The 16,906-nt window shown below is 70.2% G+C and carries 16 protein-coding genes; 8 read left to right on the plus strand and 8 right to left on the minus strand.

Features of this window, described 5'->3' with window-relative positions; genetic code table 11:
- Nucleotides 1-289: 289 nt before the first annotated feature.
- Nucleotides 290-1,726, minus strand: coding sequence for a TldD/PmbA family protein (locus NIE79_RS07040; protein WP_238677776.1), 1,437 nt, complete (start codon nt 1,724-1,726; stop codon nt 290-292).
- 574 nt (nt 1,727-2,300) lie between these two features.
- Between NIE79_RS07040 and NIE79_RS07045 the strand changes: the two genes are divergently transcribed.
- The 5 genes from NIE79_RS07045 (at nt 2,301) to NIE79_RS07065 (ending at nt 8,314) form a co-directional block, all read left to right on the plus strand.
- Nucleotides 2,301-3,356, plus strand: a complete 1,056-nt coding sequence (locus NIE79_RS07045) for an ABC transporter ATP-binding protein (protein ID WP_238677862.1) — start codon at nt 2,301-2,303, stop codon at nt 3,354-3,356.
- 55 nt (nt 3,357-3,411) lie between these two features.
- Nucleotides 3,412-4,422 carry an ABC transporter ATP-binding protein gene (locus tag NIE79_RS07050; protein ID WP_238677777.1) on the plus strand — a complete coding sequence of 337 codons (1,011 nt, stop codon included), beginning with the start codon at nt 3,412-3,414 and terminating at the stop codon, nt 4,420-4,422.
- Nucleotides 4,419-5,426 carry an ABC transporter permease gene (locus NIE79_RS07055; RefSeq protein ID WP_238677778.1) on the plus strand — a complete coding sequence of 336 codons (1,008 nt, stop codon included), beginning with the start codon at nt 4,419-4,421 and terminating at the stop codon, nt 5,424-5,426. Before NIE79_RS07050 ends, NIE79_RS07055 begins: the two co-directional genes overlap by 4 nt.
- Nucleotides 5,427-5,437: 11 nt before the next feature.
- Nucleotides 5,438-6,424: an ABC transporter permease gene (locus NIE79_RS07060; protein WP_112604983.1), complete on the plus strand. Its 987-nt coding sequence runs from the start codon at nt 5,438-5,440 to the stop codon at nt 6,422-6,424.
- 147 nt (nt 6,425-6,571) lie between these two features.
- Complete coding sequence (locus NIE79_RS07065) at nt 6,572-8,314, plus strand: ABC transporter substrate-binding protein (protein ID WP_238677779.1); 1,743 nt, start codon at nt 6,572-6,574, stop codon at nt 8,312-8,314.
- A 244-nt stretch (nt 8,315-8,558) separates the two neighbouring features.
- Here the strand turns inward: NIE79_RS07065 and NIE79_RS07070 are convergent, their stop codons facing one another.
- Nucleotides 8,559-9,032: a nuclear transport factor 2 family protein gene (locus NIE79_RS07070; protein WP_238677780.1), complete on the minus strand. Its 474-nt coding sequence runs from the start codon at nt 9,030-9,032 to the stop codon at nt 8,559-8,561.
- 102 nt (nt 9,033-9,134) lie between these two features.
- A complete protein-coding gene (locus NIE79_RS07075; RefSeq protein ID WP_274523728.1) occupies nt 9,135-9,878 on the minus strand; it encodes a helix-turn-helix domain-containing protein in 744 nt (247 codons plus the stop codon).
- Nucleotides 9,879-10,031: 153 nt separating this feature from the next.
- Here NIE79_RS07075 and NIE79_RS07080 point away from each other — a divergent pair, with 153 nt between their 5' ends.
- Both NIE79_RS07080 and NIE79_RS33600 read left to right on the plus strand, forming a co-directional pair.
- Nucleotides 10,032-10,196: a hypothetical protein gene (locus tag NIE79_RS07080; protein WP_238677782.1), complete on the plus strand. Its 165-nt coding sequence runs from the start codon at nt 10,032-10,034 to the stop codon at nt 10,194-10,196.
- Nucleotides 10,186-11,358 carry a helix-turn-helix domain-containing protein gene (locus NIE79_RS33600; RefSeq protein ID WP_308193144.1) on the plus strand — a complete coding sequence of 391 codons (1,173 nt, stop codon included), beginning with the start codon at nt 10,186-10,188 and terminating at the stop codon, nt 11,356-11,358. The genes NIE79_RS07080 and NIE79_RS33600 overlap by 11 nt, the downstream gene beginning before the upstream one ends.
- A 35-nt stretch (nt 11,359-11,393) precedes the next feature.
- On the opposite strand, the gene NIE79_RS07090 is transcribed toward NIE79_RS33600, so the two are convergent.
- The 5 genes from NIE79_RS07090 to NIE79_RS07110 form a co-directional block, all read right to left on the minus strand.
- Nucleotides 11,394-12,044 carry a response regulator transcription factor gene (locus NIE79_RS07090; RefSeq protein ID WP_238677783.1) on the minus strand — a complete coding sequence of 217 codons (651 nt, stop codon included), beginning with the start codon at nt 12,042-12,044 and terminating at the stop codon, nt 11,394-11,396.
- On the minus strand, nt 12,035-13,252 hold the full coding sequence (locus NIE79_RS07095; protein ID WP_238677784.1) for a sensor histidine kinase: 1,218 nt from the start codon (nt 13,250-13,252) through the stop codon (nt 12,035-12,037). Before NIE79_RS07095 ends, NIE79_RS07090 begins: the two co-directional genes overlap by 10 nt.
- Complete coding sequence (locus NIE79_RS07100; protein WP_238677785.1) at nt 13,249-14,589, minus strand: FtsX-like permease family protein; 1,341 nt, start codon at nt 14,587-14,589, stop codon at nt 13,249-13,251. The genes NIE79_RS07095 and NIE79_RS07100 overlap by 4 nt, the downstream gene beginning before the upstream one ends.
- Nucleotides 14,586-15,323: an ABC transporter ATP-binding protein gene (locus NIE79_RS07105; RefSeq protein WP_238677786.1), complete on the minus strand. Its 738-nt coding sequence runs from the start codon at nt 15,321-15,323 to the stop codon at nt 14,586-14,588. The genes NIE79_RS07100 and NIE79_RS07105 overlap by 4 nt, the downstream gene beginning before the upstream one ends.
- 132 nt (nt 15,324-15,455) lie before the next feature.
- The gene (locus tag NIE79_RS07110) at nt 15,456-16,358 is read right to left on the minus strand and encodes an NADP-dependent oxidoreductase (protein ID WP_238677787.1); all 903 of its coding nucleotides are present in this window, start codon (nt 16,356-16,358) and stop codon (nt 15,456-15,458) included.
- A 104-nt stretch (nt 16,359-16,462) separates the two neighbouring features.
- Here NIE79_RS07110 and NIE79_RS07115 point away from each other — a divergent pair, with 104 nt between their 5' ends.
- Entirely contained in the window at nt 16,463-16,867 is a 405-nt protein-coding gene (locus tag NIE79_RS07115; RefSeq protein ID WP_238677788.1) for a winged helix-turn-helix transcriptional regulator, read from the plus strand.
- The last annotated feature ends 39 nt before the right edge of the window (nt 16,868-16,906 follow it).

Genomic DNA, 16,906 nt, shown 5'->3' on the forward strand with positions numbered 1-16,906 from the left:
CATCTTCCTGTTTTTTTTTGTTTTAATGCACCGGCGACCACCCCGTTCTACACCCTCTCCCTACCCCACTCCCTTCCGCTCTTCAGCCCGCACGGCCGGCCCGCCACGACGCCGGACCAGCTCCACGACCTGCCCCGCCAGCTCCAACTCCGTCGAGCCGCCCGTACTCATGCTGAGCCACCTGTCGTTCGCGACTGCGGGGCTCGCAAACCCGGCTCACTCCTCGCGCTCACTGAGCCACCCTTCGTTCGCGACTGCGGGGCTCGCAAACCCGGCTCACTCCTCGCGCTCACGCTGAAACCCCCACTCGGACGTTGCGGAACCGGGCCGGCGCGGCCGGGTGGCCGGTGTGCCCGACCTGGCCGGGCTGCCCCTTGCCGCAGTTGGGCGTGCCCCAGGAGACCGTCTCGCCGGAGAGCATGTCCATCGAGCGCCAGAACAGCGGGCCGATCCCGGTGTACGTGGGATTGCGCAGCATCCGCCCCCGCCGCCCCTTCGTGATCTCCCAGCCGATCTCGCAGCCGAACTGGAAGTTGAGCCGCTTGTCGTCGATCGACCAGGACCGGTTGAGGTCCATCAGCACGCCGTCGTCGGTGGCCGCGATGATCTCCTCCAACGTGTGCGGGCCGGGCTCCAGGCCCACGTTCGTCATCCGCACCATCGGCAGCCGGGCCCACCCGTCGGCCCGTACGCTGCCGCCGTAGTCCAGGCTGGCCATCGCGGCGGAATCCCGGCCGGCGAGCACACCCACCCAGCGGCCGTCCCGGACCGCGTCCCGCTTGACCGCCGGGGAGCCCTCGTCGTCGAAACCGAAGCTGCCCAGCGCCCCCGGGATGGTCGGGTCGATGGTGATGTTCATCAGCTCCGAGCCGTAGCGCAGCGAGCCGAGCTGGGCCAGGTCCAGCCAGGACGTGCCGGCGAACGCCGCCTCCCAGCCGAGGATCCGGTCCAGTTCGATGGCGTGCCCGACCGACTCGTGGATCTGCAGGGCCAACTGCTCGCCGCCGAGGATCAGATCCGTCTCGCCGGCCGGGCAGAGCGGCGCGGTGAGCAGCGCACGGGACTCCTCGGCGATCTGTGCGGCGTGCGCGGCCAGGTCCAGCGACTCGACCAGCTCCCACCCGGTGGTGCCGTACTGGCCGCGGTAGCTCGGCCAGGACCGGCGCTGCGTCTCGCCGTCACCGATCGAGGTGGCCGAGATGCCGCCGCCGCACTCACGGATGCGCTGGTCGATCCGGTGGCCCTCGCTGGAGACGAACCACTTCGTGGTGTCCCAGATCTGGTACAGGCCCTCGGCCAGATCCGCGCCGTGCTCGGCCATCGTGCGTGTCGCGTCGACCAGCAGATCGCCCTTGTCCGACAGGGGCACCCCGAGCGGGTCGGTCTCGCAGCCCGAGGCCCAACTCGCGGTGACCGCCTCGACCGGCACCAGGTCGACCGAGGGGCCCGGCACCCGCGCGCTCGCCATGGCGGTCCGCGTCGCGCGCCGGCCGGCGTCGCGGGCGGCGGCGTCCGACAGATCGGGTACGGCGTGGAAGCCCCAACTCGCCCCGACCAACGCTCGGACCCCGAGCCCGATGCTCTCGTCCTGGGTCAGCTCCTCCACGTCACCGTTGCGCGCGGTCATGGACTCGTAGCGGCGGTGCATCACCCGGGCGTCGGCGTACCGGGCGCCCGCGTCGAGGGCGGCCTGGACGGCGGCGGTGGCCGCGTCGAACTCGGTCATGGACCGACCCTAGGCCAGCCGACCGACACCCGTCAGGCCAGCAGATCCTCCGGCCGAATGGTGGCCCGCACCGGCTCCGCCCCGCCGCCCCGCCGCGTCGCTCCGCGAGCCGCAAGATCGCGCAACATCCTGGTTTTAGTGGTATCGGCGCGTCGGCGACGCCACTAGATCCTGGTTCGAGCGTGACCTTGGTGGCGGCGAGCGCACCAGATCCCGCTCCTGCTCTCGGGGGCGGTGTCTGTCGTCAAGATCCGCGCAGTATCAGGGATGTTGCTGTCTCTGGCGCGCCGGAGGCAGCAACTTCAGGGAAGTTGCGGAGATCTTGGCGCGGCGCGCGGGGCGCGGGGGCGGTGGGCGTGGGGCGCGGGGCGCGACATGAACGGGCGTGGATGGCGAGGTGACGGGGGTGCGGGGCCGATGCCGACTCGTTACGCTCGGGCCCGCTGACACATGCCGGCTTTGTAGCTTATTTTCACCCTCGGGACTTTGTTGTAAGTTCTCTTCGTCACTGAGGGAGGTGGCCGTGGACAGCTCGGAACCCTCGCCGTCCGGGGACCCGGACGATCGTCCCGCCGTGCCGGCGCAGCGCTCCGACCAGGACGCCTACCTGCGGGTGAGTGACCTTCGGGTCCGGTTCGACACCGAGGACGGCGTGGTGCGCGCTGTCGACGGGGTGTCGTTCGCCGTCGAGCGGGGCCGCACCCTCGGCATCGTCGGTGAATCCGGCTCCGGCAAGAGCGTCACCTCGCTGGCGATCCTCGGCCTGCACGACCCGAAACGGACCACCATCAGCGGGGAGATCTCCGTGGGTGGCCGGCAGGTGGTCGGTCTCGCCGACGAGGAGGTACGCCGGCTGCGCGGCCGGGACATGGCGATGATCTTCCAGGATCCACTGTCGGCGCTGCACCCGTACTACACGGTGGGCCGGCAGATCGCCGAGGCGTACCGGGTGCACCACCCGAAGGCCAACCGGCGCGAGGCCCGCCAGCGGGCTGTCGACATGTTGGACCGGGTCGGCATCCCGCAGCCGGCGCGCCGCTTCGACCAGTATCCGCACGAGTTCTCCGGCGGCATGCGTCAGCGGGCGATGATCGCGATGTCCCTGGTCAACGACCCGGCACTGCTGATCGCCGACGAGCCGACCACCGCGTTGGACGTCACGGTGCAGGCGCAGATCCTGGACCTGCTCGCCGACCTCCAGGCCGAGTTCCACTCCGCGATCATCCTGATCACCCACGACCTCGGCGTGGTCGGCCAGGTCGCCGACGACGTGCTGGTCATGTACGGCGGGCGGGCCGTCGAGCGGGGCAGCGTCGAGCAGGTGCTCCGGGCGCCGCAGCATCCGTACACCTGGGGGTTGCTCTCCAGCGTGCCGTCGCTGCACGGCGACGCGGACGCGGACCTGGTGCCCATTCCCGGCAACCCACCCAGCCTGATCAACCTGCCGCCGGGCTGCGCGTTCCACCCACGCTGCCGGTACGCGGACCGTGCCGGCAGCCGCTCCCGCACCGAGGTCCCCGAGCTGCGCGCCGCCGGGGCCGATGGCCACCTCGTGGCCTGCCACCTGAGTGCCGAGGAGCGCGCCGCGTTCTACGCCGAGGACGTCGCACGAGTGGGGGTGGCTGTGTGAGGGCGAGGAACGCAGCGCAGCGGAGTACCGCAGTCCCGAACGGAGGACCGTGGAGATGACCGACGAACCACTGCTGCGGGTACGCGGCCTGAGCAAGCACTTCCCGGTACGCCAGGGGCTGCGCGCCACCGGTCTGGTGCGGGCGGTCGACGGGCTCGACTTCGACGTGCGCCCGGGCGAGACGCTCGGCCTGGTGGGGGAGTCGGGCTGCGGCAAGACCACCACCGGTCGGATGCTGGTGCGGCTGCTGGAACCGACGAGCGGCAGCATCGAGTTCGACGGGCGGGACATCACGCACGCCGGCCGCCGCGAGTTGCGTCCGCTGCGCCAGGAACTCCAGATCATCTTCCAGGACCCGTACGCCTCGCTGAACCCTCGGCACACGGTGGGCCGGATCGTGGCGATGCCGCTACAGGTCAACGGGATCAAGCCGCCGGGTGGGATCAAGGCCCGGGTGCAGGAGTTGCTGGAGCTGGTCGGGCTGAACCCGGAGCACTACAACCGGTACCCGCACGAGTTCTCCGGTGGTCAACGCCAGCGCATCGGCATCGCTCGCGCGTTGGCCCTGCGACCGAAGCTGATCGTCGCGGACGAGCCGGTGAGCGCGCTGGACGTCTCGATCCAGGCGCAGGTCGTCAACCTGCTGCGCGACCTGCAACGGGAGCTTGGTCTGGCCTTCGTGTTCATCGCGCACGACCTGGCCGTGGTCCGGCACTTCTGCCAGCGGGTCGCTGTCATGTACCTGGGTCGGATCGTGGAGATCGGTGACCGGGCGGACATCTACGAGCGCCCGCAGCACCCGTACACCCGGGCGTTGCTCTCGGCGATTCCGGACGTCACCCAGCTCGGCCCGGCGGGTCGGATCCGGCTGACCGGTGACGTGCCCACCCCGCTGGACCCGCCGTCGGGCTGCCGGTTCCGTACCCGCTGCTGGAAGGCGCAGGACATCTGCGCCGCCGAGGAACCCGCGTTGATCCCGCGCGACGGCGGCAACCAGGCCACCGCGTGTCACTTCCCCGAAGTCGCGGGGTCGATCACCCAGGTCGTGGAGGAGGTGTCGTCGTGAGTCTCTCCCCGGTGGAGGGTGTGGCGCTGGCCGAGATCGAATCCGGCACGGACCCGAGCGGGCCTGCCGTCAAGGGCGTCGTCGGCCGCTCACCCGGCCAGCTCGCCTGGCTGCGGCTGCGCCGCGACCGGACGGCGATGGTCAGCGGCGTACTCCTGATCTTCTTCCTGCTGTTGGGGTTGGCCGCCCCACTGATCGAGATGGCCTACGGCATCGGCCCGCGGGAGCAGTTCCAGAACATGCTGGACGGCTTCGGCATGCCGCTGGGGTACGCCGGCGGGGTCAGCGGTGAGCACTGGTTCGGCCTGGAGCCGGGGTTGGGCCGGGACATCTTCATCCGGCTGATCTACGGGCTTCGGACGTCGCTGTTCATCGCGTTCGCGGCGGCCCTGATCACCGCGACGATCGGGATCGTGCTGGGCGCGCTCGCCGGTTACCTCGGCGGCTGGCTCGACGCGGTGATCAACTGGATCACCGACCTGACCCTGGCCATGCCCTTCCTGATCATCGCGCTGGCGCTCACACCCACCATCACGCTGCGCTTCTACGGTGAGCGGGGGCAGGTGTCGTCCGCCTTCGGGGTGGGGGTGCTGATCGCCGTCTTCGCCATCTTCGGCTGGACCAGCACCGCCCGGCTGGTGCGCGGGCAGGTGATCGCGCTGCGCGAGCGGGAGTTCGTGGAGGCGGCCCGGGCCAGCGGGGCCGGGCTGGGGCACATGCTCTTCCGGCAGTTGCTGCCGAACATCTGGGCGCCGATCCTGGTGTCGTTCTCCCTGGCGGTGCCGCAGTTCATCACCAGCGAGGCGGCGCTGTCGTTCATCGGCGTCGGCCTCAGCGACGAGACGCCCAGCTTCGGCCGAATGATCTACCGCAGTCTGGACTTCCTCCAGACCGACCCGGCGTACGTGTTCTTCCCGGGCATCACGATCTTCGCGCTGGTGTTCGCCTTCAACCTCTTCGGCGACGCGTTGCGGGACGCGCTCGACCCGAAGTCGTCCCGGTAGGGGTCAAAATCATGGCGCGATTTCTGCTCAAGCGACTCTTCTCCGCCACGCTGACCCTCTTCGCGGTGAGCGTGTTGACCTTCCTGATGTTCTTCGCCCTGCCGCGCGACCCGGTCAGCAGCATCTGCTCGAAGAACTGCAACCCGGAGCGGTTGGAGCGGGTTCGCGACGACCTGGGCCTGAACGACCCGCTGATCAGCCAGTACGCCGGTTACATGAAGGGCATCGTGACCGGTCGGGACCTGGGCAGCGCCCAGGGCGGGCGGTGCGACGCGCCCTGCCTGGGCTGGTCGTACGTCACCAACGAGGCCGTCTCGGACACCATCGCCCGGGTGTTGCCGGTGACGCTGAGCATCGTGATCCCGGCGGCCATCCTCTGGTTGCTGCTCGGGGTGGGGCTGGGCATGGTCTCCGCGCTGCGCCGGGGCACCTGGCTGGACCGGCTGGCCATCGGATTCTCGCTGACCGGCGCGTCGTTGCAGCTGTACTTCGTGGGCGCTGTGCTGCTGCTGGTGTTCGTCTACAACCTGCGGTTGTTGCCGGTGCCGAGCTACACCTCCATCTTCGACAACCCGGCGAAGTGGGCCAGCGGGTTGGTGCTGGCCTGGGTGGCGCTGGCCTTCCTCTTCTCGGCCATCTACGCCCGGTTGTCGCGGGCGCAGATGTTGGAGACGCTGTCGGAGGACTTCGTCCGGACCGCGCGGGCCAAGGGCCTGGCCAAACCGACTGTGTACGGGCGACACGCGCTGCGCGCGGCGATCACCCCGGTGGTGACCATCGCCGGGTTGGACGTGGGCGGGGCGCTGGGCGGGACGGTGATCACCGAGACGACGTTCGGCATCCAGGGGTTGGGGCGGACGGCGGTGGACGCGGTGCGCTCGGGCGATCTGCCCACCATCATGGCCACTGTGCTGATCGCCGCGGTCTTCGTGGTGTTGGCGAACGTGCTGGTGGACCTGCTGTACGCGGCCATCGACCCCCGGGTCCGGCTGCGCTGAGCGGAAGGGTGTCCGGCGCGGCCACCGATGGCGAAATTTATCGACAACTGTTACACAACTCGTAGGTTTTCTTCCTTACGATCCTCGGGACGTCGGCGGTTCTCGCCCCGACGAAATCGCACGGCACATGGGTGAAGGAGGTACTTCATGCGACCACGCGTGGCGGTTGCCGCAGGCGGCGCGATCGCTCTGGTTGTGGCATTGGGTGCGTGCTCGAAGAACACGGGCGAGGGCACCACTGTCGACACCGAACGGCAGCAGACCGGGGTCATCGCGACGGACCCCAAGGACTCGCAGGGGCCGGCGGCCGAGGTGAGTGGCGCCGCGAAGGGCGGCACCTTCACCATCATCCGGGAGTCGCCGATCTCCCACCTCGACCCGCAGCGGACGTACTCGTTCGCCGGTCTGATGGCCAACCCGCTCTTCGCCCGCTACCTGACCACCTGGAAGGACGACGGCAAGGGCGGCCTGGTCCTGGTGGGTGACCTGGCCGAGACGCCGGGCAAGAACGTCAACAACGACTGCAAGGTCTGGGAATTCACCGTCAAGGACGGGGTGAAGTTCGAGGACGGCCGGCCGATCACCTCCAAGGAGATCGCGTACGGCATCGCCCGGTCCTTCGACCCGGACCTGTCCGGCGGCCCGACCTACATCCAGGAGTGGCTGGCCGACACCGCGCAGTTCGACACCAAGTGGGACTTCAAGAAGAACAAGACGTCGCTGCCGCCCGGCCTGAGCACGCCGGACGCCAAGACGCTGCGCTTCGAGTTCGCCAAGCCCCGCTGTGACCTGCCGTTCGCGGTCTCGTTGCCGACCACCGCGCCGCTGCCGGCCGACAAGGACACCGGCGTCGACCTGGACAAGCAGCCGTTCTCGTCAGGCCCGTACAAGGTCGCCAAGAACCAGGTCGGCGTGCAGATCACCCTGGACCGCAACACCAACTGGGACCCGAACACCGACCCGGTCCGGCACCAGTACCCGGACCAGTTCGTCTGGAGCTTCGGCCCGACCGCGGACGCCGCCAACAACCGGGTGATCGCCGACAACGGCGCCGACCAGAGCGCGCTCGCCTTCAACACAGTGCCCGCCTCGCTGGTCGCCAAGGTCGCCGGGGACGCCGCCCTCAAGTCACGGACGATCCTCTCGCCGACCCCGAGCGCCAACCAACTGGTCATCAACAACCAGCGGGTCACCGACCTGAAGGTGCGGCAGGCGCTCAACTACGCCATCGACCGCGAGGGCCTCATCAAGGCCATGGGCGGGCAGACTGTCGCCGCGCCGCTGACCACACTCATGCCGCCGGCCACCATCGGCTACAAGGCGTACGACGCGTACCCGGCGGGTGCCAACGGCAACCTCGACAAGGTCAAGGAACTGCTCGGCGGAAAGACGCCGGAGCTGGTCCTCGGTGTGGCCGACAACTCCGTCGAACAGCAGCAGGGCGCGCAGCTCAAGGCGAACCTGGAGCGAGCCGGCTTCAAGATCACGCTGCGGAACATCTCCGACGACGCGAAGCTCGACGAGATCAAGAAGAAGAACAACCCCTGGGACCTGTACATCGGTAACTGGGCGGCGGACTGGCCGAGCGGGGCCTCGATCCTGCCGGTGCTCTACGACGGCCGCACCATCAAGGCCGAGGGCAACAGCAACCAGGCCTACTTCAACGACCCGGCGATCAACACCGAGATGGACCGCATCTCGGCGCTGTCCGCTGCCGAGCAGGGTCCAGAGTGGGCCAAGCTCGACGAGCGGATCATGAAGGAGCAAGCGCCCGTGGTGCCGCTCTTCGTCGACGTGGCCTACAACGTGCACGGGTCCAAGGCGGGCGGGATCTTCATCTCCAGCGTCTTCGGCTACCCGTCGTTCGTGAACGCGCACGTCAAGCCGTAAGTCACACCGCAGACCAGAAGGGTCCCCTCCCGACAACGTCGTCGGGAGGGGACCCTTCTGTCATGGACTGGTATTCGCCCATCGAGCCGTACGACTCCGGGATGCTCAGCGTAGAGGGAGCGCATTCGCTTCAGCTGGGGAGGAGCGCCGCCCCGTCGACACGGATCATCGGCCCATGGCTGCCGATGTGTCGTTGCGTAATTCTGGTGCGGACGGGCCGGTTGTCGACCGGTCGCGGTCGGCTTCAACGCTCGCGCTGGGCTGCGCCTTCGATGGTGGTGCTCTCCTGCGGGCGAAGCGCGGCCAGCAGGCTGTCGAGTTGACCCCAGGCCCGCGAACTGGAGACGTGGTCGATGTAGTCCCGGGACTCGATGATGAGCCCGTCGCGGATGCGCATCACGAAGACACACGGCACAGTGAACGCCTCGCCGGTCTCGATGACCCGCCCCTGATAGGCGAACTCGGCGACAATCACCTCCGGGTCGGCGGTTTCGTGAATCATCACGTCGACCGGCTTACGGTCCAGCGTCCGGGCGACCGGCGGTGACGCGGTGAAGTGCTCGTGCAGCTCGCTGCGGCTGAGCAGCGCAGGCGGGTTGAGCGGGTGAAACGGATGCGTGACGTGGGTTTGTTCGGCGTAAAGGTCAGCCAAGTCCTCGTACGGACCGTCGCAGACACCGTTCACCAGCCGGAGGAAGGTCTCGCGCGGGCTACTCATGCCGGGCTCCTTCGAATCGGTAGACGTCGCCTGGGGCACGCCGAGGACCAAAGTAGGCAATGGCCGGGGCCCCGTCGAATGCGTTGTCATCAGCAGCGCGTGCTATCCGGGCGAGGTGTTGTACTGGTCGAGCGTCGCCTTGGACGTGGAAGCATCCCGGAAGGTCAGCTCCCACGGCCCGGTGTTGACGTCCATGTCCTTGCCGAACCCGACCCATTTTCCGGCCATCCGTCGGCCGGTGGGCTCTACCAGCAGCTGGATTGCGCCGTGGTACCGGGCACCCCGGTAGTAGCCGGCCGGGTCGGTCTGCTCCACCCAGGTGCCGGTGACCACGGCACCGTCCACGGTGAGATCCATTGACAGCGACGATGTTGCCGAGCCAGGAAGGCTTCGCACGGTCAGTCGGTCGCCGTGTTGGAGCACGACCACGAAGTGCTGGCCGGCGAATGATTCTCCCCGGCCGCTGGAGTGATATTGGTAGCGGCTGAGCCACACGCCCTCGTACGACCCGTGGACCGCGAGTGGCCTGGGCGTTGGCGTGGCGAGGCTGGACATGGGCGAGGCTAGGTCGTGGCCACCGTGTTGGTCATCGACGACATGACCATTGGGAATCGCGGCGAAGCCGAGCAGCGAGACCGGCAGGCCGGTGACGACCTCCAGGGCACGGGCGTACACGGGCCGCGGTGCGGCGATCGCGCCAGACTCCCAGCGCTGGACGAGCCTCTTGTTGGCGTCGTTGGGCTCGCCGACGCGGCGGCCGGCGGCCTGGAGCGCGCGGGCGAAGTCGTCCTGGCTCATGCGCATCCCGGTGCGGACCGCGCGTAGGGCGGTGTTCGGGGCATTCATGTTCGCCACAATAGTGCTGTGTCGCCTTAATGTCGCCAGCAAAGTGCCCGTGTTGTCGCACTCCGTGCCGTCGCGCCTGACGACGTCCCGGCGTCATTGTGGACAGCGACGCGACGGCTGGCCTGCCGATGCGCGCCAGCAGCGGAGGTGATGATGCCCGGTTCTGACGACGATCCGGTCAGCCGGGGCGAGCAGATCGATGCCGCCGAACGGGAAGAGGTCAAGCGTCGGTTGCTCGTGCAGGCCGAGGCGGAGCGGATACCCGTGCAGGAGACGACTGGGGCCGTGCCGGATCGGCGGTGGCGTGGTGAGCCGTGATCCCTTGCCGATCGGTCGGCGGGTCGCGTACCTGCGGGTGCGGCGGAGGTTGTCGCAGCAGTCGTTCGCGGATCGGTTGGGAAAGTCGAAGAGCTGGGTGGACAAGGTCGAGCGCGGGGTCCGATCCCTGGAGCGGGTGTCGACCATCCGGGAGATTGCGGCGGTGTTGAGGGTCGATCCCGGAACACTGCTCGGTCGTGATGTCCAGGCTGCCGGGGTGGCCGAGCGTCGAGAGAGCGTCGCGCGGATTCGGGCCGCGCTGTCGTCGTACCCGATGGCTTTTGGTCGCCCGGCGGACCGTGACGTGATGTCGCCCGATCGGTTGGTCCGGGACGTGCGGCACGCGTGGATGACCTTCCAGCACGCACGGTACCCGCGCCTGGTCGAGCTGCTGCCCACGGTGGTGACCGAGGTTCATCGCGCCCACGCGCAGGACCCGGAGGCCGGTCGGGCTGTGGTGGTGGAGGCGTATCGGGTGACGGCGGCGCTGCTGGTCAAGCTGGGCGAGGGGAGCCTCGCCTGGCTGGCCGCTGACCGGGCGATGTCGGCCGCCGCCGGTGACCGGGTGCTGCTGGCCTGCGCGGCGGTGCAGTTGGGTCAGGTACTGCGGGCATCGGCTCGGGCAGGGCCGGTGATGCTCGCCGCCGCTTCCCAGGTCGCCCCTGGCACGCCGGAAGAGATGTCGCTGCGTGGATCGCTGCTCGTGCAGGCCGCCCTGATCGGGGCCAGGGCCGGTGACGATAGTGTGGTCGGTGAGCTTTTGGACGAGGCCGCCGAGTTGGCCGCTCAGGTGGGCGACGGCCACGACCACTACCGGACGGTGTTCGGTCCGACGGCCGTCGAGTTGGCGCGTGTCACAGCCGCCGTGGATTTGGCTGACGGGCCGCAGGCGGTCGCCCGGCATGAGCAGGCGATCGGGCGGGACGGGTGGCGGTGGCTGCCGGTCGAGCACCGCGCCGCGCACCTGATCGATGCGGCGCGCGCCTACCTCCAGACGGACGACCCCACCAACGCGGCCCGGGTCCTGTTGCGTGCCGAACGCATCGCACCCGCCGAGATCCGCGACCGGCCAGCCGCCCGGCACGTGGTCGCCCAGGTCGCCCGCGACCCGGACGCCCCATCGACGATCACCCAACTTGCCGTCGACCTCGGGGTGCTGTGAGCCAGCCACGCTGGAGGTTGCGCTCCCGGCGGGGCTCAGCGCGCCGCGTTCAGGTAGCGCAGCACGGCGAGCACCCGCCGGTGGTCGGTCCGCGCCTGGGGCAGGTCCAGCTTGGTGAAGATGGCTGTCACGTGCTTCTCCACGCTGCGTGGGGCGAGGTGGAGCGACTCGCAGATGGCAGCGTTGGACCGGCCCTCGGCCAGCATCCCCAGGACCTCTCGTTCCCGCTCGCTGAGGCGGGCGACGCCCGCGTCCACCGCCGGCGCCGCCAGCAACTGCCGCACCACCTCCGGGTCCAGTGCTGTCCCGCCGGCGGCCACCCTCCGCAGCGCGTCGACGAAGTCGTCGGTGCTGACGATGCGATCCTTCAACAGGTACCCGACCCGCCCGGGGTGCTCGGCGATCAGCTGCCGCGCGTATCGGGTTTCCACCCACTGTGAGAAGACCAGCACGCCGGTCTCCGGGTACGTCGCCCGGATGGCCAGTGCCGCCCGCAGGCCCTCGTCGGTGAAGGTCGGCGGCATCCGCACGTCGACGACCGCCGCCTCCGGCCGGTGCTCGCCGACCGCCGCCAGCAGGTCGTCACCGTTATCCACAGTCGACACGACGGTGAGGCCGTGATCGGTCAGTAGCAATCTGATCCCGTCGCGCAGCAACGGGTTGTCCTCGGCGATCACTACTCGCATGGCAACTCCACGGTGATGGTCGTCGGCCCACCGGGCGGGCTGTCCACCCGCAGCGCGCCGTCCAGCGACTCGGCCCGCCGGACCAGCCCCGCCAGGCCCGTACCCGTGCTCCCCGGTCTCGCCCCGCCGCGCCCGTCGTCGGTGACAGTCAGGCGTAGCACGCCACCCAGCGCGCGAAGGTCCAGCCGGATCCGGCTGGCCCCTGCGTGCTTCGCCACGTTGGTGAGCAGTTCGGCGGCGCTGAAATAGAGCGCCGACTCCATTTCGGGTGTTGGCCGCTGGGGCAGGTCCACGTGCACGTCAACGGGCACCGCGCTGCGCGCGGCCAGGGTCTCGATCGCCGTGCTCAGGCCGGCGTCCAGCGCGGGCGGATGAATGCCCCGAACGATGTCCCGCAGCTCGGTCAGCGCCTCCACCACCGCGCCCTGGGCCTGCGTCACCATCGCCCGCAGCTCCGGCTCGCCGGCTCGCCGCTCGATGCGCGACAGCGCCACGCCCAGCGCGACCAGCCGGGCCTGCGTACCGTCGTGCAGGTCCCGCTCCACCCGCCGCAGCAGCGCGGCAGCGTCCGCCCGCAACGCGGCCCGGCTGGCCTCCAGCGCCGCTATCCGGGCTCGCTCCGGGCCCGGCTCCAGCAGCGCCCCCACCAACCGCCGGTCCAGCCACACGATGAGCCGGAAGTACCACGGAAACGCCAGCAGCGCGGCCAACCCCTGCGCGGCCAGACCCCAGGGACCGCCCCACGGCGAATCCTGCGGAAACCTGTGCATCCACACGGGATAGGTGATCCCCAGCAGCCCTCCGACGATGAGGACCCCGCCGAGGTAGGCGGCCGCTGTCATCAGCGGCAGCCGGGCGAAGCAGTACGCGAGGGCCTTCCAGGCGCTGGCGTCGGTCAGCACCGCAGCGGCCCAGCGCACCGGGCCCGACCCGCGGCGTCGTACGGGCGGCGGGTTCGGCCAACTCCAGCCGAGGAACAGCCGGGCCGGCCCACGGAAGTACCGCACGCTCAGCCGGGCCAGCACCAGCACACCGGTCAGCAGCGGCAGCCCGATCGTCAGCAGCGACAGCGCGGAGAACACCAGCCCCAGCAGTGCGATCACGAACGTCGGCACGGCCAGTACTGCGCCGGTGACGGCGTATCCGACCTCACTCCAGGTGCGGGCGGCCACCGGCGCGCGCAGGACTCTGCTGGCGACCGACCTCACGGGTCCACCGCCAGCGACTCCACGGCCGGGCGGCGCATTGCGACCAGCGCCGGCACCACGGTGCCCAGCAGGACCAGGCCGATCACCGCGGCCAGGCCGACGATCAGCTGCCCGGTCGGCAGGTACGGCATCCACGTGCCCAGCATGCCGTGCAGCATCGGCACCAGGGTGACCATCGCGACCACCGTACCCACCGCCAGCGCGGTCACTGTCACCATCAGGGCCTCGCAGACGACCACGGCCAGCGCCCGCGTCCTGCTCGCGCCGACCAGCCGGGTCACCGCAAGCTCCCGACGCCGGGCCAGCAGCACCGTCACCAGCGTGTTCACCGCGGCGACCGCGGCGAAGGCGACGTAGACGGAGGTCCCGGAGTACTCCGTCCACACCTGCGCCGGTGGGTCGGGCGCGGCGCGCACGTGCACGGACGTGGTGTGCGTGACCACCTTCACCGTGGCGAACGCGATCGCGAGGACCAGCGGTACCAGGGCGCCGGACAGCGCCTTGGATCGCACCGCGAGGTTGTCCGCGGCCAGCGCCCCGGTGCCCCCGAACAGTCGCGCCAGCGGGGCGACCAGTCGCAGCAGGACCGGGCCGAGGAAGCCGACCCCTACGCACATCGCCAGCATCGTGAAGAAGCCCGACTCACCAGCCTTCGCCGGGTCGCCCTTCGCGATCAGGACCGACAGCACCACGCCGCCAGCCACGAGCACCACCCCGATCGCGGTATGCACAACGCTGACCCGACGCCGCGGGACGGCCATCTCGGTCAGCGCGGCGGCGGGGCGTACTCGCGCTGGGCGTATCGCGGCGACCAGTGCGCCAACCAGCGACGCCCCGACGGTGATGCCCAACGCGGCGGGCAGTGCCGCAGCCGAACTGTGGAACGTCACGCCGGGTGGGATCGCCCCGTGCCCGGTGAGCCCCGCCAACCAGGCGCGGGCGAGCAGGGCGCCGAGCGGCACACCGAGCACTGTCGCCGGCACCGCCACCGCAGCCGCCTGGGCCGCCACCGCGCGGCGCACCCGGCCAGGAGTGGCACCGACCGCCCGCACCAGCGCGATGTCCCGGCCCTGCCGGGCGATCGACGACGTCATGGTCAACCCGACGATCAACGCGGTCAGGTACACCGACATCACCACGAACAGCGCGGCCATCTCGGGAAGCGAGCTCTCGGTCAGCGCCTGCCGTGCGGCCGGGTCCAACCGCGCACCCGACATCGAGGAACTGGCGCCGAGTGCTCCGGACACCAGCGCGGCGGCCAGGCACTGCGTGACGAACGGTCCCGCGAAGGCCCACGGCTGCTTGCGTAACGCCTGCCTGGTCAGCCCCGCGTTCACCGGGCCACCACCGGGTCAGTCACGGTGGCGGCCAGCCGCTGCGCGATGCTCGTCGAATCGGGCGTCGGGCCGTCCGCCACCACCTCGCCGTCGCGCAGCAGGATGAGCCGGTCGCTCCAGGCCGCTGCCATCGGGTCGTGGGTGACCATCACCACCGTCACCCGGGCCCGGTCCACCCCGCTACGGAACAACTGCAGGACCTGCCCACCGGTGGTCGGGTCCAACGCCCCGGTCGGCTCATCCGCGAACACCACGGCGGGACGGCCAGCCAACGCGCGGGCGATGGCGACCCGCTGGCGCTGGCCACCGGACAACTCGCCGACCGACCGGCCAGCCAGTCCGGACAGCCCGACCTCGGCCAGCACCTCGTCGAGCGGGCGCGGACGCGGGCCACCCAGCCGACGGGGCAGCAGCACGTTCTGTCGCACGGTCAGTTCCGACAGCAGGTTGTACGACTGGAAGACGAAACCCACCCGGTCGCGGCGCAGCCGGGTCAGCGCACCTTCGCGCATCCGCGTGACGTCCCGGCCGGCCAGCCGGACCCGGCCCGACGTCGGTCGGTCCAGCCCGGCCGCGCACTGCAACAGCGTGCTCTTGCCCGACCCGGTCGCGCCCATCACCGCCACGAACGTGCCGGCCCCCACCGCGAGTGAGACGCTGCGCAGAGCGGCGACCGGCCGGCGGCGCGAGCCGTAGATTCGGGTCACCCCGTCGAGTTCCACAACGTTGTCCATGCGTTCCAGCCTCGGCGCTGGCGGCGGCACGGACATCCGGGTGGCCCGACCGGTACGGGTGCGGTTATCCGTACCACCCCTGCGATCTCGAGCGGCTTGAGATGCACGCCTCTCATCGGGCTCCGCTACCGATCAGGGGACGATCACCACGCCGCCGCGCACGCCGCCCCGGGCCAGCCGCTCGTGGGCGGCCGCCGCGTCGGCGAAGGGGTACACGTCGGCGACGCGGAGCGGGATGTCGCCGCTGGTGACGAGTTTGACCAGTTCGCCCAGCCGGGTTCCGTCCGGCAGCACCTCCAGCGCGAAGGTCCGGATTCCCCGCACCGGCTCCGGGCGGAGCGGAGGTGACGCGGCCACGTAGCCGCCGCCGTCCCGGACGAGGGCCAGCAGCGAGGCCCCGATCACCGCCAGGTCGATGACCGCGTCGAACGTTCCCGTCGGATCGTCGGTGCGCGACAGGAACGCCGCACCCAGCGACTCGACGAACTCGCGGTCGTCGGTCCCGGCGAGTCCCGTGGCGTGCAGACCGGCCGCCCGGGCCAGCGCCAGCACGAACCCACCGACCTGCCCGGCGGCGCCGGTGACGAGCACCGTGGAACCCGCCGGGAGCGCGAGCAGGTCGAGTGCCTGGGCGGCGGCGAGGCCATTGGTCGGCAGCGTCGCCGCCTCGGTGGCGGGGACGCCGGCGGGCGCGGGGGTCAGCCAGGCGGCGTCGAGGAGTACGTACTCCGCGTGGGCGCCGGCAGTGGTTTGCAGCCACGGCGAGAAGCCGATGACCTCGTCGCCGGTCGTGAACTCGTCGACCGCCGGGCCGACCGCATCGACGCTGCCGGCAACGTCCCAACCGGGCGTGTACGGCAGACCGGTCGGCAGCGGGGCCGGGAACCGACCGGAGCGGACCATCAGATCGACCGGGTGTACGACCGACGCGGCGACCCGCACCCGCACCTGCCCCGGACCGGGCTCGGGCACCGGCACCTCGGCCACGTGCAGGACCTCCGGCCCTCCGAACTTGTCATAGCTGACCGCGCGCATCGCCGTCTCCTTAGTGGGATTTCGTGATCACCACGACCGTACGAATCATCGGCACTATGAGAAAGTAGGTACCTTAAAGTGCCTAGGGCACCAAGGAGGAAAGAATGGCGACGTCGACCGCAGCGCAACGCCGCGAACAGGCGAGACGCGACTACGACGCGTTCCTGGACCAGTGCCCGACCCGTGAGCTGCTGAGCAGGCTCACGGACAAGTGGGTCGCCCTGGTGATCCCAGCGCTCGTCAACGGCCCGCAGCGGCACGGCGAGCTCGCCCAGCGCATCGCCGGCGTCAGCCAGAAGATGCTCACCCAGACCCTGCGCACCCTGGAGCGCGACGGCCTGGTCACCCGCACTGTCACCGCCTCGGTGCCGGTCCGCGTCGACTACGAGCTCACCCCGCTGGGCCATGAACTGTTCCCGGTCATGATCGCGATCAAGGACTGGGCCGAGACGCACATGGACCGCGTCTTCGAAGCCCGGACCCAATACGACGCACGCCCTGAGAGCTGAGGAAGTCGTCTCGCCGGTGTTGAGCCCGCCGACGGCTCG

This window comes from Micromonospora trifolii (genome assembly GCF_022229005.1).
GTDB classification, from domain to species: Bacteria; Actinomycetota; Actinomycetes; order Mycobacteriales; family Micromonosporaceae; genus Micromonospora; species Micromonospora trifolii.

Coding starts and splice junctions, on each gene's coding strand:
- NIE79_RS07040 (WP_238677776.1), bottom strand. CDS start 1,726: ATGACCGAGTTCGACGCGGCCACCGCCGCCGTCCAGGCCGCCCTCGAC.
- NIE79_RS07050 (WP_238677777.1), top strand. CDS start 3,412: ATGACCGACGAACCACTGCTGCGGGTACGCGGCCTGAGCAAGCACTTC.
- NIE79_RS07060 (WP_112604983.1), top strand. CDS start 5,438: ATGGCGCGATTTCTGCTCAAGCGACTCTTCTCCGCCACGCTGACCCTC.
- NIE79_RS07065 (WP_238677779.1), top strand. CDS start 6,572: ATGCGACCACGCGTGGCGGTTGCCGCAGGCGGCGCGATCGCTCTGGTT.
- NIE79_RS07070 (WP_238677780.1), bottom strand. CDS start 9,032: ATGAGTAGCCCGCGCGAGACCTTCCTCCGGCTGGTGAACGGTGTCTGC.
- NIE79_RS07075 (WP_274523728.1), bottom strand. CDS start 9,878: ATGAATGCCCCGAACACCGCCCTACGCGCGGTCCGCACCGGGATGCGC.
- NIE79_RS07080 (WP_238677782.1), top strand. CDS start 10,032: ATGCCCGGTTCTGACGACGATCCGGTCAGCCGGGGCGAGCAGATCGAT.
- NIE79_RS07090 (WP_238677783.1), bottom strand. CDS start 12,044: ATGCGAGTAGTGATCGCCGAGGACAACCCGTTGCTGCGCGACGGGATC.
- NIE79_RS07105 (WP_238677786.1), bottom strand. CDS start 15,323: ATGGACAACGTTGTGGAACTCGACGGGGTGACCCGAATCTACGGCTCG.
- NIE79_RS07110 (WP_238677787.1), bottom strand. CDS start 16,358: ATGCGCGCGGTCAGCTATGACAAGTTCGGAGGGCCGGAGGTCCTGCAC.
- NIE79_RS07115 (WP_238677788.1), top strand. CDS start 16,463: ATGGCGACGTCGACCGCAGCGCAACGCCGCGAACAGGCGAGACGCGAC.